A 14,424-nucleotide genomic window follows, 5' to 3' on the forward strand; every position below is an offset into this window, starting at 1 on the left:
GGGGGGGGTGTTATATTGGCGGGGGGGGGGGGGTTGGTCGGGGGGGGGGGGGGCGCCTATACCCCCCCCGCGGGGGGGGGGCGGCCGGCGGGGGGGGGGCGGCGCCGGTACCCAGCGCGGCGCCGGATCCACCCAGTAGCCATAGGTCGGCCGCGCGTCCCGGCCCTTCCGCCCATCGGCCTGCGCAGGGGCGGCGAGGCCGAGCGCCAGGGCGCCGGTCGCGGCAAGCAGCAGCAGCCTCTTCGGGAACGGCATCGCGATTCGCCTCCTCCTTCATGCCGGGATGTAGGCGCGGCGCGTGGCGAGAGCGGGGCAGCGCCGCCGCATCCTCGCCATGCGCGATCACGCCCCGGCGAGGACGCGCGCGAAGATCGTCTCCACCTGGCCGAAGTCGCGCGCCGGATCCATCGCCGCGCGCAGCGCCTGCGCATCCAGCCGCGCCGCGACATCCGCATCGGCCAGCAGGTTCGTGGCGAAGTCGCGGGCCTCCGGCGTGCCGAGCGCGTTCCAGGTCGCCATCGCGGCACGCTGCACGGCGGCATAGGCGGCCTCGCGGCTCATGCCCGCCTGGGTCAGCGCCAGCAGCACCTTCTGCGAATGCACGACGCCGCCGAGCGATTCGAGGTTGGCCTGCATCCGCCGCGGATACACCGTCAGCCTCGTCATCATCCCCGCCGCGCGGTGCAGGGCGAAATCCAGCGTGACCGTCGCATCCGGCCCGATCATGCGTTCCACGCTGGAATGGCTGATGTCGCGCTCGTGCCAGAGCGCGACGTTCTCCATGGCCGGCACGACATAGCCGCGCACGATGCGCGCGAGGCCGGTCAGGTTCTCGCTCAGCACCGGGTTGCGCTTGTGCGGCATCGCCGAGGAGCCCTTCTGGCCCGGATGGAAATACTCCTCCGCCTCGCGCACCTCGCTGCGCTGCAGGTGGCGTACCTCGGTCGCCAGCCGCTCGATGCCGGAGGCGACGACGCCGAGTGCGGCGAAGAACGCGGCGTGCCGGTCGCGCGGGATCACCTGCGTGCTGACCGGCTCCACCGCGAGGCCGAGCTTGCGCGCCACATGCGCCTCGACGCGCGGATCCACGCTGGCGAAGGTGCCGACCGGGCCGCTGATGGCGCAGGTCGCGATCTCCTGCCGCGCGGCGAGCAGCCTGTCGCGGTTGCGCCGGAACTCGGCCCAGTGGCCGAGAAGCTTGAGCCCGAAGGTGGTCGGCTCGGCGTGGATGCCGTGGCTGCGGCCGATGGTCGGCGTGTGCTTGTGCTCGATCGCGCGCGCGCGCAGCGCCTCCAGCAGCGCATCCACGCCGCCGACCAGCAGGTCGGCCGCCTGCGTCATCTGCACCGCCAGGCAGGTGTCGAGCACGTCGCTGCTCGTCATGCCCTGGTGCATGAAGCGCGCGTCATCCCCGATCCCCTCGCCGAGCCAGGTGAGGAAGGCGATCACGTCGTGCCGCGTCTCCCGTTCGATCGCGTCGATCCGGTCGAGGTCGGCCTGGCTGATCGCCGCGACGCGCGGCGCCCCGCGCTCGCGGATCGTGCGGGCGGCGGCGGCCGGAATGGTGCCGAGTTCCGCCATCGCCTCGGCGGCCAGCGCCTCGATCTCGAACCAGATTCGGAAGCGGTTCTCCGGCGACCAGATGGCCGCCATGTCCGGGCGGCTGTAGCGCGGGATCATGGATGCGTTCCGTGCGTTGGGGTGGCTGTGATCGGCGGCGCCGCCTCTTCGCGCGGCGGGCAGCCAGTTGACAAGCCCGCGGCATCGCTACTCATGTCCCGCATGTAAGGTCCGGGGATCAGGCTGCCAGAACATGGATTTTTCTTCATTCGGCCCTCAGCTCGAGGCGCTCGTCACGGTGCTGTTCATCGACATCGTGCTGGCCGGCGACAACGCCGTGGTCGTCGGCATGGCGGCGGCCGGGCTGCCGGCGGAACAGCGCCGCAAGGCGATCTTCTGGGGCATCGTCGCCGCCACCGTGATGCGCATCGCCTTCGCGTCCATCACCGTGCAGCTGCTCTCCATCGTCGGGATCGTGCTCGCCGGCGGCATCCTGCTGCTCTGGGTCTGCTGGAAAATGTATCGCGAGTTGCGGGAAGGCGGGAACCACAACCCGCCCGAGACGACCGAGATGGCCGACGGGGTCGCCGCCCTCGAAGGCGGCCAGCCGCAGGCGCCGCGCAAGACGCTGCGCCAGGCGATCACCCAGATCCTCGTCGCCGATGTCTCGATGAGCCTCGACAACGTGCTGGCCGTGGCCGGCGCGGCGAAGGACCATCCCTACATCATGATCATCGGCCTCGCCTTCTCGGTGATCCTGATGGGCGTGGCGGCGACCTTCATCGCCAAGCTGCTGGACAGGCATCGCTGGATCGCATGGCTCGGCCTGCTGCTGATCCTCTACGTCTCGCTGCAGATGATCTGGGAAGGCACGCACCAGATCGCCGAGGAGGTGCCGCATGCCTATGGCTACCTGTTCCTGCCGCTCGGCTGGATGGCGATCCCCGCGGGCGCCACGACATTCCCGATCGGTCTCTGGGCGCTTGCCACGCTGTTCCAGGTGGTCGTGCTGACGATCGTGGCGACGGTGGTCGCCGACCTGACCAAGCAGCTGCTGCGGCGGCGCTCATGAGGGGCGGCGCGGCGACGCTTCTCGGGCTGTTGCTGCTCGCCGGCGGCTGCGCGCAGCAGGGCGGTGGCATCGCCGAGAGCTTTTCCGGCCGTCCGACGCTGGAGGCGGCGGCGGCGCGTCTCCCCGCCTCGGTCGCCGGCTTCGCGCGCGGCGACACCGTCTGGCACGAGCGCGAGCGGCCGGGCCAGGGCGTCGCGGTGGACTATGCCGGCCCGGGGCGCGCGGCGGTGGCGACGGTCAGCCTCTATGACCGCGGGCAGGGCGCCGTCTCCTCACAGCCTGGCGATGCGCGGGTGGCACAGGAATTCTCCAACGCGGTGGCCGAGGTCCTGGCCCAGGCCGACCGGCGGACCAGCCACAGCCTTGCCGAACGCAGCCGGTCGCAGCTGGCCGTGCCGGGCGGCCCGCCGCTGTCCTGCGCGAGGCTGGACGGCACCTATGGCCGGCAGGAGGTCGGCACCTTGGTCTGCCTGGGCGCCGCCGCGGGGCGCTTCCTGAAGGTGCAGGTCACCTCCTCGGCGCGTCCGGTGCGGCCGGTGGATCCGGAGCCCTTCGTGATCGGCATCGCCCAGGCCGCGCGCGGCTGAGGGAAGGCGCCGCGCGTGGCGCGGCGCCACGCGGCCTAAGGCGCCACGAAGCCGTCCGGCGTGATGCCGCGCGGCTTCACGAGGTCGTAGGGGCCGCGGGGCAGGTAGCGGCCGCTGCCGGGCTCGGCCTGGACCTTGCCGTCCCGCATCACCACCGCGCCGCGGCGGAGGGTCATGGTCGGCCAGCCGGTGACCTCCAGCCCCTCATAGGGCGTGTAGTCGATCGCGTGCTGCATCAGCGCGTTGGTGATGGTCACCCGCTTCGCCGGATCCCAGAGCACGAGGTCGGCGTCGCTGCCGGGCTGGATCACGCCCTTGCGCGGATAGAGGCCCATGATCCGCGCCGGATTGGTCGCGGTCAGCTTCACGAACTCCTCGAGGCCGATGCGGCCCTTGGACACGCCCTCGCTGAACACGATGGGCAGCCGCGCCGCGAGGCCCGGGATGCCGTTCGGGATATCCCGGAACACCGCGTCCCGCCCGTTCTGCGCCTTGCCGCGCGTGCCCTCATAGCTGAAGCCGCAATGGTCGGAGGAGACGACGTCGAGCGTGCCGCGGCGGATCATCTCCCAGATGCGCGCATGCTCGGCCATGTCGCGCGGCGCGGGGCTGCACATGAACTTCGCGCCCTCGAAGCCCGGACGATCCATGTGGGCGGCCGTCAGCGTCACGTACTGCGGACAGGTCTCGCCCCACACCTTCAGGCCGCGCGCCTGGGCTCGCGCGATCTCCTCCGCCGCCTCCTCGCAGGACACATGAAAAACCTGGATCGGCTGGTCCACCAGCTCGGCCAGCGCGATGGCACGGTGCGTCGCTTCCCGCTCCACCACGCGCGGGCGCGACCAGGCGTGGTATTTCGGCGCGGTCATGCCGGCTTCCAGCAGCGCGCGGGTGCGCCAGCCGATCGCGTCGTAGTTCTCGCAATGCACCGTGACCAGGCAGCCATGCCGCCGTGCGGCGAGCAGCACCTTGAGGAACTCGGCATCGGTCAGGTGCAGCGGCTCATACGTCAGGAAAACCTTGAGGCTGCGCACGCCCTCCGCCACCACCTTCGGCACTTCCTCGTTGATCACCGCATCGGTCGGGTCGGCGATGATCTGGTGGAAGCCGTGGTCCAGCATGCCCTTCGCGGCGCGCGCCTTGTAGTCCGCGAAGCGGTCCAGGATGCCACCGCCCTTGAACTGCGGGATGAAGCAGACGGCCGAGGTGGTGCCGCCGGCGAAGGCGCTGGCGGAGGCGGTGACGAAGCTGTCCTCATGCACCGTGCCGTTCGCCTCGGGCTGCTCGATGTGGCAATGCGTGTCCACGCCGCCCGGCAGCACATAGAGCCCGTCGGCCTCGATCACCTGCGCGGCGTCGGTGATGGTCTCGGCGATGGCGGCGATCCGGCCGTCCTTCACGCCGATGTCGCAGCGTGCGGCGCCGAAGGCCGTGGCGACCAGGCCGCCGCGGATCGCGATGTCGTACTCGGGCATGGCGGGTCTCCTATCTGCGCGTCGGGGCGCTCATCGTCGGTCGGCGCGGTCGGCGGCATAGGCGCGACCGTAGCGTGCCTCGAGCCGTCGTTGCACGAAGTCCCAGGCGGTCGTCATCACGAGGTACCAGATGGCCGCGACGATGAAGAGCTCGAGCACCATGAAGCGCTCCTGGATCAGGATCTGGGTCCGGCGCAGCAGCTCCTCCATCGAGATCACGCTGGCGACGGAGGTGGTCTTGAGCAGGCCGTTCACCGAATTGCCGAGCGGCGGGATGATGATGCGGAAGGCCTGCGGCCAGGTGATGGTGCGGAACACCTGGGACTTGGACAGGCCGAGCGCGAAGCCCGCCTCCTTCTGCCCCTTGCCGACCGCGAGGATGCCGGCGCGGACGATCTCGGACAGATAGGCGGCCTCGTTCAGGGAAAGGCCGAGCAGCGCGGCCTGCGTCACGCTGAAGCGCAGGCCGAACAGCGGCAGCCCGGTGTAGATGATCAGCAGCTGCACGAGCAGCGGCGTGCCGCGGAACAGCCAGCAATAGGTCGCCGCGATGCCGGACAGCGCCCGGTTGCCCGACAGGCGCATCAGCGCCAGCGCGATGCCGAGCACCAGCCCGCAGACCAGGGAGGCCACGGTCAGCCACAGCGTGGTGACCGCGCCTTCCAGCAGGAACGGGTTGAAGAGGTACTCGAAGAACCCCGACCAGGACCAGACGTGCATGGGCCCTCAGATGCCGCGTGCGTCAGTCATGCCGCAGCGGTGCCGATGCACGAAATCGGCCTGCGCGAAATGCGCAGGCCGCCCGTTCCTGTTCTTCACTGCGGCCCGACGATCGCGAAGGCGCGGTCGGCGATGCCGACGCCGTACTGGTCGAACAGCCGCTCCAGGCTGCCATCGGCCAGCATCTGCTGCAGCGCCCAGGAGGTCTCCTCGGCGAGCTTGCGCGAGCGGAAGGCCAGCGCGGCCGGCGTCGCGTTCAGCCCGTGCAGCACGCGCGGGAAGTCGCCGCGGCGGTCATATTCGGCGGCGACGGCGTCGATGCTCGTCACCGCGTCCACCTGGCCAGCGCGCAGCGCCTGGAAGGCGACGGCGAAGTTGTCGAAGGTGCGGATGTTGATCGCCGCCTTGCCCGCCTGGGTCAGGCGCTGGCTGATGGCGCGCAGGCTGCGTTCCTCGAAGCCGCCGATCTCGACACCCACGGTCGTGCCGGCCAGGTCGTCCTCGCTGCGGATGTTCTTCGGGTTGCCGCGCGCCGCGCTGATCGCCACCGCGTTGTTCTCGTAGCGGATCATCTGCATCATCCGCGCGCGCTCCTCGGTGAAGAAGATGCCGGTGTTGATCATGTCCCACCGGCGCGCGGCGAGGCCGGGGATCATCGCGCTGAACTCGATGCGGACATATTCGGGCGTCAGGCACAGCCGCTTCGCGATCTCGTTGCCGAGTTCGATCCGCATGCCCTGCAGCTGGCCCTGCGCGTTGACGAATTGCAGCGGCGGCAGGGTCGGGTTGGTGGACATCACCAGCGTGCCCGGCTTGACGAGCTCGCTCGCCGGCACGCGCGGCGTGCAGCCCTGCGGAGCCTGCGCGAAGGCGGGCGTTGCGATCACCGCCGCGACAGCGGCCAGAATCAGACGACGCATCATGCTTTCTCCCTGTGCTTCCCCGGACCTATGCGGCCTGCCTGGCGCCTTCGGCCAGCAGGCCCATCCCTTGCAGCACCGCGGCGAGCCGCGGCATGTCCGCCCCCGGCAAGGGCAGCCGCGGCGGGCGCGGATCGCCCACGCTCATCCCCATCAGCCGGAAGCCCGCCTTGGTGCCCGAGACGTAGCGCGGCCCGCCCACCCAGGGCAGCAGCGGCGCGAGGCGCCGGTAGAGCGCCAGCGCGCGGTCCATGTCCTTGTCGAAGGCGGCGGCGTGGAACATCTCCGTGCTGAGCCGCGGCGCCAGGTTGGAGCACACCGCCACCCAGCCGATCGCGCCGAGCCAGGCGCTCTCGTAGCCCAGCACGCCGGCGAAGACCTCCATCCGGTCGCCGCAGAGCGCCACGATGTCGCGCACGCGGGTGACTTCCAGCGTGCTCTCCTTCACGTAGCGGCAATTCGGGATGCGGCTGATCTCGGCCAGCATCTCCGGCGTCATGTCCACATTCGCCGTCGCCGGGTTGTTGTACACCATGATCGGGATGCCGATGGCCTTCGCCACCGTGTCGTAGTGATGCACGAGCTCCGCCAGCGTCGGCACCGAGTAGAAGGGCGGGATGATCATCACGCCGTCGGCGCCGAGCGCCTCGGCCTCCTTGCTGGTGCGCACGACCTCGCGCGTGTCCTCGGCGCCGGTGCCGACCAGCACCGGCACGCGCCCGGCGGCGGTGCGCACCACCGTCTCCACGATGGCCGTGCGTTCCTCCGGCGAGACCGAGAGGAACTCGCCGGTCGAGCCGAGCGGGATCAGGCCCCGGATGCCTTCGCGGATCTGGAACTCCACCAGGCGCTCCAGTGCCTTGATGTCCACCGCGGCGCCGCCTTCGGTGAAGGGCGTGACGAGCACGGTGTAGCAGCCGCGGAAAGGCTCACGTGACGCCTTTGGGGCCATGGCCGAGGGGCTCCCTGTCGTGCCAGGACATGTCGTGCGAACATCCGACCGCCATTCGACCGGTACGACAACCCCCCTGCGATGCGATTGACCCACCCGCACATCACGCCGTCTGCCGCAGCGGTGGGCATCACCTTCGACGGTCGCCCGCTTTCCGCGCTGCCCGGCGAGACGGTTGCGGCGGCGCTGTCCGCCGCCGGCATCCTCGCCTATCGCCGCACCGCAAGCGGCGCGCCGCGCGGTCTGTGGTGCGGCATGGGCGCCTGCTTCGACTGCCTCGTCACCATCGACGGCCGTGCCAACCAGCGCGCCTGCCTCGTGAAGGTCGCGCCCGGCATGGTGGTGGAGAGTGCTCCGCCCGCAGCGCCCGCGGCGCTCGCGCCCGAGCCGGCGCCGCAAGCCGCGGAGATCGCGCCGGATGTGCTCGTGGTCGGCGCGGGGCCGGCCGGCCTTTCCGCCGCCATCGCCGCGGCCGAGGCCGGATGTGCCGTCGTGGTGCTCGACGAGCGCGACGCGCCGGGCGGGCAGTATCTAAAGCCGCTCGCATCCAGCCACGCGCACGCCGCGCCGGATCGCCAGTTCCGTCAATCGGCCGCGCTGCGTGCGCGCGCCGAGGCAGCGGGCGTCGTCTTCCATCATGGCGCGACGGTGTGGGGCGCCTTCGCGCCGGATGAACTCGGCGTGCTGGTCGGGGGCCGCAACATGGTCGCGCGCCCACGCCGCCTCATCCTCGCGCCCGGCGCGCATGAGCGGCCTGTGCCGATCCCCGGCTGGACGCTGCCCGGCGTGATGACGACGGGGGCGTTGCAGACACTCGCGCGCGCCAACCGCGTCTCGCCGGGGCGGCGCGTGGTGGTGGCGGGCAACGGCCCGCTGAACCTCCAGCTTGCCTGCGAATTGGTCGAAGGCGGTGTCGAGGTGGCCGCCGTGCTGGAGGCGGCGCCGAAGCCCGGCTTCCGCACCTGGCGCGAGGCCGTGGCGCTGGCCGCGCGCGCGCCCGATCTCGCCTGGGACGGCGTGCGCTATCTTGCCGTGCTGCGCCGCGCCGGCGTCCGGATTGCATGGGGCGCGATGCCCGAGCGTATCGAGGCAGCCGGAGACGCGCTCATGCTCCATGCCGTCACGCCGGGCGGCCCGCTTGCGGTCGCGGCGGAGGTCGTCGCCCTCAACCTGGGCTTCCAGCCGGAGACCGGACTCGCGCGCGCGCTCGGCTGCGCGCATCGCTTCACCGACAGCGGCCTCGGCCGGCTCGAAACCGCCATCGACCGCGATGGTCGCACCAGCCTCGCCGCCGTCTTCGCGATCGGCGATGGCGCGCAGATCGGCGGCGCACGCATCGCCTTCGCGCGCGGACGGCTCGCGGGGCTCGCCGCGGCGCGCGACCTTGGCCGCGCAGTGCCGGAGGATGCCGCGACCCGCGCCGCGCTCGCTCGTGCGGAAGCGTTCCAGGCCGCGCTCTGGCGGCTGTTCGCGGTGCCGGGCTTCGATGCGGCGCGGCTTGCCGACGAGACCATCGTCTGCCGCTGCGAGGAGGTGAGCGCCGGCGCGCTGCGTACCGCGCTGGCCGAAGGCGCGGCCTCCTCCGGTGCGCTGAAGAAGGCGACGCGCGCCGGCATGGGCCGCTGCCAGGGCCGGATGTGCGCCGCCACTGTCGCACGCCTTTCCGGCGCGGCCGCCGAGCCGGACTGGGCCGCGCCGCGCGCGCCGGTGAAGCCCGTGCCCGCGCTGGCGCTGGCGATGGAGAAGCCGGAATGGACCGAGGCCCCCGGCATCGAGGCATTCTCCCTCCCCCGCAATGCGGGGGAGGGTCCGGGTGGGGGCCGCGCTCCCTCCGAGACCGCCTGTGACCTTCTGGTGATCGGCGCCGGCGTGGTCGGCCTCGCCATCGCGCGCGCGGCGGCGCGGGAGGGGCTGCACGTCATCGCGCTCGATCGCGGCGAGCCGGGGCAGGGCGCCTCCACCGCCAATGCGGGCAGCCTGCATGTGCAGCTGCACGCCTATGACAGCGCCGGCGCCGCCGAGGGACCGGAGAGCGCCGCGGCGCAGATCCTCGCCCTCGGCCCACGCTCCGTCGCGCGGTGGCGCGACATCGCCCGCGAGTCGGGCGAGGCGCTGGCGATCCGTACCGAAGGCGGGCTGATGCTGGCGGAGACCGAGGCCGGACTCCGCGCGCTGGCCGACAAGGTGGCGATGGAGCGCGATTTCGGCGTGACGTCGTCGCTGCTCGGCGCCAACGAGCTCTACGCCGCCGCGCCCTGGCTCGCGCCGGGCTTCGCGGGGGCCGCCTTCTGCGCCGAGGAAGGGCAGATGGACCCGCTGCGCGGCCTCTCCGCGCTGCTGCGCCTGGCGCGCGCGGCGGGCGCGGAGATTCGTGGCGCCACGCCCGTCACCGCCCTTTCACGCGTGGGCAGCGTCTTCCGCGCCGAGACGCCGCATGGCGCGATCCGTGCCGCGCGCGTGGTGAATGCCGCCGGTCCATGGGCCGGGCAGATCGCGGAAAAACTCGGCGCGCCGATCCCGGTGCGCGCCACCGTGCAGCAGGTGATCGCGACCGAGGCGGCGGGCGCCGAGCTGCTGCGCCCGCTTGTGCTGCATGCGTCGCGCCATCTCAGCTTGAAGCAGGGCGATGCCGGGCACCTGATCCTCGGCGGCGCCTGGCCGGGCGAGCTCGATGCGGCGGGTCGTCCGCGCAACCTGCGCGCCAGCATCGAGGGGAACCTGGCGGTGGCGTACAGCGTGCTGCCGGCGATCGCCGGGCTGCATGTGATCCGTGCCTGGACCGGGCTGAACGTGCTGATCCCGGGCCCGATCCTCGGCGCCGATCCGCGGGTGCCGGGCCTGTTCCACGCCGTCACCTTCAACGGCTGGACGTTGGCGCCGGTGATCGCGGAGCTGATCGCGGAAGCGCTGCGCGGCGGCAAGGGGCCGTCGGCGGTGTTCGCGCCCTCGGCCTATGGAAGCCGGTCGTAGATCACGTGCAGCGCGCCGCCGCTGCGCGGGGTGCAGGACCGCAGCGCGAAGCGCGTCTCCGGCGTGCCCTCGGAGAACAGCGCGATGCCGCTGCCGAGGACGATCGGCAGCACCGCCATCTCCAGCACGTCCAGCCGGCCGATCTGCAGCATCTGGCGGATCACGGCGCCGCCGCCTTCCACCCAGACGCGCCGGCAGCCCCGCGCCGCGAACGCCGCCGCGATCGCGGCCATCGCGCCGCCACCGGCCTCGACGCCGGACGGCGGATCGGGCAACGGCCGTGTCGTCGCCACCACGGTCCGCTTGCCGGCATGGGGCCACGCGCCCATCCGCAGCACGGTGTCGTAGGTCGCACGGCCCATCAGGATGGCGTCAACGCCCGCATAGAATTCGGTGAAACCGAATTCCTCCGGCGGCCCGGTCATCTCCAGCCAATCCACCGATCCGTCCGGCCGCGCGATCTTGCCGTCGAGCGACACGGCGATGTGGCAATGGAACAGTGTCATCGGGCCGCGGCCTTGCGGACTGAGCGGCTCAATGCAGCCGCGGGGCCTTGAGGAAGCTGGCGCGGTCGGCGCTCGCGATCGGCAGGTCGAAGCGCCGCCCGTCGCGTTCGGCCGAGAGCGTCACCTTCACGCCCGCAGCCCCGCAGGACCACAGGCTGCGCCACAGCCCCGCCAGGTCGGTCGCCTGGTGCCCCTCGATCGCCAGGATGCGGTCGCCGGCGCGCAGCCCCGCGCGCTCGGCCGGCCCCTTGCTCGCAACGGAGGCGACCACCACGCCCTCCTCCTGGTCCGCGGCATAGACGCCGAGCCAGGGCCGCGCCGGCTTGTTCACCCGGCCGAATTGCAGCAGGTCGTCCAGGATCGGATGCAGCAGCGCCACCGGGACGCACATGTTGAGGTCCATCCGCCGGCCGCGCTTGTCGCGGTGCTGCAGCACCAGCGAGCCGATGCCGAGCAGCGTGCCCTCCGGCCCGATCAGCGCCGCGCCGCCCCAGGAAGGATGCGCCGGCGCGGTGAACAGCGCCTCCTCCAGCAGGTATTCCCAGTAGCCGGCGAAGGGTTCCCGGGCGACGATCGAGCAGGCGATGGCCCCCGGATCGTCCTCCGATGCGGCGGCGGCCAGCACGGTCTGCACGCCGGCCTCGGGCGGGGTGGCGGGGCCGAGCGGCATCGCCGGCGCCTCCAGCCGGCCGAGCGACTGCACCAGGCCGAATCCTGTCTCGAAATCATACGCCAGGGCATGGCCCGGCACGACGCGGCCGGAGGCGGTGGTGATCCAGATGCTCTCGGATTCGCTCACCAGGTAGCCGATGGTCAGCACCAGACCGCTGTCGCGGATCACCACGCCGCTGCCCTCGCGCTCCGTGCCGAGGGTGCGGGCCGAGAAGGCGTCCGGCGGCACGCGCGACTTGAGGGCCACCACCGACCCCAGCGCCGTCCCGAGGTCATAGGCATAGTCGGCCGGATCGGGTCGCAACTCCTCCGGGATCGTCCAGTCCTCGTCCGCCATCGGGTGTCCTGCTTCCGGGGGGCCAGCCTAGCCAAGACCGGCCCGCAGGCGAAGCCGGGGAGGCGCCGCGCCTAGCCGGGCTGTTCCTCCAGCAGCTCGATCTGCCATTGCAGCTCGGCCGGCGAGAGGGTCCAGCCGCCTTCGACATTGGCGCGCAGCTGTTGCGGACGGGGCACGCCGAAGGCGCCCTGCACCGCCTCGGCAAGGTCCGCGGTCCAGCCGGCCCGCCAGCACAGGGCCACGATCGCCCGCGGGCTGCGCAGCGCCAGCGCCGCCTCGACCCGCGCCTCGCCGAGGCCGGTCGCGGCGGCGAGCAGGGCGCCGAGCGCCGCCCGGTCGCCGCTGCGCGCCGCCGCGCGCGCGGGGCCCTGGCTGGCGGCGGCCTCGGCCCGCCAGGCCTCGATCCCTGGCCGCAATTGATCGGCCCGGCCCTCGGGCAGGTCCGGCCCGCCCGCCCCCCCCCCCCCCCCCCCCCCCCCCCCCCCCCCCCCGCGCGCGCGCGGCGGGGGGGGGCCCATGCCGCCGACTTCGGAGTCCTGTTCGGCCGTCTCGCTCACCCGCTGCTCCCCTGTGCGAAGGGCGCGGGTGGTCGCACGCTTGGCAGCCACGCTCAAGCCCCCGGGTCAGTGGCCGGGATTCGCGGCGGCGAACTTCGCCTTCTGCTCGGCACTGGCTTCCTTCTGGTACTGCGCCTGCCACTCCTTGTAGGGCATGCCATAGACGATCTCCCGCGCATCGGGGTCGGAGAGCGGGATGCCCTTCTCCTCCGCCGCGGCGCGGTACCATTTGGACAGGCAGTTCCGGCAGAAGCCGGCCATGTTCATCAGGTCGATGTTCTGCACATCGGTCCGCTCGCGCAGATGCTGCACGAGGCGCCGGAAGGCCGCGGCCTCCAGCTCGGTCCGGGTCTGCTTGTCCATCTCGGGTGCGGGCATGGGGTGGTCCTCCTCGCCCCCTATCTGGGGCCGGCGGCGGGAGTGGTCCAGCACCCTCCCGCCGGCCTACCCGCCCGCCGGCTTCAGGCGCTCCAGGCGGCCCTGGTCGCCAGCGCGCATTCCCGCATCACGGTCAGCGCCCGCTGCGTGGTCTCCTGGCCGACGACGAAGGGGTTCGGCCGGCCGGGCTCCTTGCGCGCGAGCTTGGGCACCGCCTCGTCCCACAGCGTGTGGTTCGAGAGGAAGACATCCACATTCTGCCGCGCCGCCATCCGCTGCGCCGTGACCGTGGAATCGATATAGGCCTGGATGCGCTCCATCCGGCGCGGCATGCGGCCGAAGTTGAAGGCGGTGCCGCCCCAGAGCATGGCGCGATGCGTCCGCCCGCCCTCCTTCACGTCCAGCAGCAGCGAGACCGTCCCCCAGGTGTGGCCCGGGGTGAACAGGATCTCGATCGCCGTGTCGCCCAGCCGCACCACGTCGCCGTCCTGCAGCACGATGTCGCGGCGCGGCGGCCGGCCGAGCTCCGGCCGGTCGTATTCCAGCCGCGTCTCCATCATCGTCCAGTCCACCTCATGCATCGCCACGCGGCTGCCATAGCGGCTGGAGAACCAGTTGGCGCCGCCGTAATGGTCGGCATGGCCATGGGTGACGATGATCGTCTTCACTTGCGCCGGATCCAGCCCGACCTTCCGCAGCCCCGCCTCGGCATGCGTCTCGGCTTCGTGGTCGTTGTTCAGCGTGTCGATCAGGATGATCCCGTCCGAGGTCGGGATGGCCCAGGTCGTGACGTAGTGGTTGCCGACGAAGATCAGGTTGTCGAAGGCGGGCTTCGGCGTGGGCGGGGTCATGGCGCGCAGCGCCGCCCGGTCGGGCTCGCGGAAGCCGAGCTCGGGCGCGGCCGGGGCCAGCAGCCCGAGCAGCACGCGCAGATCCTCCCCGGCGGCGGCCCGGGCCAGCGCGATGTGCTCCTGCACCGCCGGGATCTGCGCCGCGGCCGGCGTGATGCCGAGCCCCGATCCGGCGCAGCAGGCGCAGAGGCCTGCGAGGAAGCCGCGGCGCGTCGGTGCGACGGCCTCGGCGCGCAACGCGGTGGTCGGGCGGCGCTTCAAGAACGACATCGGGGCGTCTCCTGTCCCTCTCGGTGTCCGGCGGCCGGTTTCCGGCCCTGGTGGCGCCGCACGGGGGCGACGCGATGGCCGCATCCGCGGCGGTCAGTGGTGTTGCCGCATCCGCGGCGGGCGCTGCCTCGGAGCGCGCGGGCGAAGCTGTTAGCCTGGAGCGCATGGAAGGCTCGCCACGCCCGCCCCGCATCCGCCCCGCCCCGGCCGCCCCGGCCAGGCCGAGCCTCGCCGAATCGGCCTATGCCGCGCTGAAGGCGAGCATCCTGGAAGGCCTGCTGCCGCCCGGGCACGAAGCGGTGGAGCAGGCGGTCGCCGAGCAGCTGGGCATGAGCCGCACGCCGGTCCACGAGGCCGTGCTGCGGCTGCAGCATGAGGGCTTCCTGCGCGTGCTGCCGCGCCGCGGCGTGCGGGTGCTGCCGATCGACCCCGAGGATCTGCGCCAGACCTACGAGGTGCTGATCGCGCTGGAAGGTGCCGCGGCCGCGCTGCTCGCCGCGCGCGGCGCGGCGGCCGGCGCCGCGCGGCCGGCCAGGGGCGGCCCGCCGGCCGAGATTGGGGGCCCCCTCGCCCGCCGCGCCCCCCCCGCGAGGGCGG

The 14,424-nt window shown here is 72.5% G+C and carries 14 protein-coding genes and 1 pseudogene; 4 read left to right on the plus strand and 11 right to left on the minus strand.

Annotation, left to right across the window (positions count from 1 at the left end; all coding sequences use genetic code 11):
- Both AC1MIR_RS02795 and purB read right to left on the minus strand, forming a co-directional pair.
- Positions 1-255 (minus strand): hypothetical protein (locus tag AC1MIR_RS02795; protein WP_480026664.1); only part of this gene is annotated, 255 nt, incomplete at its 3' end.
- A gap of 87 nt (positions 256-342) precedes the next feature.
- Entirely contained in the window at positions 343-1,680 is a 1,338-nt protein-coding gene (gene purB, locus AC1MIR_RS02800) for an adenylosuccinate lyase (RefSeq protein ID WP_480026665.1), read from the minus strand.
- A gap of 133 nt (positions 1,681-1,813) precedes the next feature.
- On the opposite strand from purB, the pseudogene AC1MIR_RS02805 reads away from it, so the two are divergent.
- A pseudogene (locus AC1MIR_RS02805) lies at positions 1,814-2,461 on the plus strand (TerC family protein); the annotation flags it as partial.
- 167 nt (positions 2,462-2,628) lie between these two features.
- The gene (locus tag AC1MIR_RS02810; RefSeq protein WP_480026666.1) at positions 2,629-3,219 is read left to right on the plus strand and encodes a hypothetical protein; all 591 of its coding nucleotides are present in this window, start codon (positions 2,629-2,631) and stop codon (positions 3,217-3,219) included.
- Between the two features lie 35 nt (positions 3,220-3,254).
- Here AC1MIR_RS02810 and hydA read toward each other — a convergent pair whose 3' ends face one another.
- The 4 genes from hydA to AC1MIR_RS02830 form a co-directional block, all read right to left on the minus strand.
- Positions 3,255-4,694 carry a dihydropyrimidinase gene (hydA, locus tag AC1MIR_RS02815; RefSeq protein ID WP_480026667.1) on the minus strand — a complete coding sequence of 480 codons (1,440 nt, stop codon included), beginning with the start codon at positions 4,692-4,694 and terminating at the stop codon, positions 3,255-3,257.
- A 30-nt stretch (positions 4,695-4,724) separates the two neighbouring features.
- Positions 4,725-5,414 (minus strand): amino acid ABC transporter permease, encoded by a 690-nt coding sequence (locus AC1MIR_RS02820; RefSeq protein WP_480026668.1) that lies wholly within the window; start codon positions 5,412-5,414, stop codon positions 4,725-4,727.
- 95 nt (positions 5,415-5,509) lie between these two features.
- Positions 5,510-6,334 carry an ABC transporter substrate-binding protein gene (locus tag AC1MIR_RS02825; protein WP_480026669.1) on the minus strand — a complete coding sequence of 275 codons (825 nt, stop codon included), beginning with the start codon at positions 6,332-6,334 and terminating at the stop codon, positions 5,510-5,512.
- 28 nt (positions 6,335-6,362) lie between these two features.
- A complete protein-coding gene (locus tag AC1MIR_RS02830; protein WP_480026670.1) occupies positions 6,363-7,286 on the minus strand; it encodes a dihydrodipicolinate synthase family protein in 924 nt (307 codons plus the stop codon).
- Between the two features lie 81 nt (positions 7,287-7,367).
- Here AC1MIR_RS02830 and AC1MIR_RS02835 point away from each other — a divergent pair, with 81 nt between their 5' ends.
- Positions 7,368-10,256 carry an FAD-dependent oxidoreductase gene (locus AC1MIR_RS02835; RefSeq protein WP_480026671.1) on the plus strand — a complete coding sequence of 963 codons (2,889 nt, stop codon included), beginning with the start codon at positions 7,368-7,370 and terminating at the stop codon, positions 10,254-10,256.
- On the opposite strand, the gene AC1MIR_RS02840 is transcribed toward AC1MIR_RS02835, so the two are convergent.
- From AC1MIR_RS02840 to AC1MIR_RS02860, 5 genes are all read right to left on the minus strand, one after another.
- Positions 10,238-10,762: a dihydrofolate reductase family protein gene (locus tag AC1MIR_RS02840; protein ID WP_480026672.1), complete on the minus strand. Its 525-nt coding sequence runs from the start codon at positions 10,760-10,762 to the stop codon at positions 10,238-10,240. The genes AC1MIR_RS02835 and AC1MIR_RS02840 overlap by 19 nt on opposite strands.
- Before the next feature lie 28 nt (positions 10,763-10,790).
- On the minus strand, positions 10,791-11,771 hold the full coding sequence (locus AC1MIR_RS02845) for a S1C family serine protease (protein ID WP_480026673.1): 981 nt from the start codon (positions 11,769-11,771) through the stop codon (positions 10,791-10,793).
- A gap of 71 nt (positions 11,772-11,842) precedes the next feature.
- The gene (locus AC1MIR_RS02850; RefSeq protein ID WP_480026674.1) at positions 11,843-12,328 is read right to left on the minus strand and encodes a hypothetical protein; all 486 of its coding nucleotides are present in this window, start codon (positions 12,326-12,328) and stop codon (positions 11,843-11,845) included.
- A gap of 66 nt (positions 12,329-12,394) precedes the next feature.
- Positions 12,395-12,706: a DUF1244 domain-containing protein gene (locus tag AC1MIR_RS02855; RefSeq protein WP_480026675.1), complete on the minus strand. Its 312-nt coding sequence runs from the start codon at positions 12,704-12,706 to the stop codon at positions 12,395-12,397.
- A gap of 83 nt (positions 12,707-12,789) precedes the next feature.
- A complete protein-coding gene (locus AC1MIR_RS02860) occupies positions 12,790-13,827 on the minus strand; it encodes an MBL fold metallo-hydrolase (RefSeq protein ID WP_480026676.1) in 1,038 nt (345 codons plus the stop codon).
- A 164-nt stretch (positions 13,828-13,991) separates the two neighbouring features.
- Here AC1MIR_RS02860 and AC1MIR_RS02865 point away from each other — a divergent pair.
- On the plus strand, positions 13,992-14,424 hold a 433-nt coding region (locus tag AC1MIR_RS02865; RefSeq protein ID WP_480026677.1), incomplete at its 3' end, for a GntR family transcriptional regulator.

The organism is Falsiroseomonas sp. RANM36, assembly GCF_056682175.1.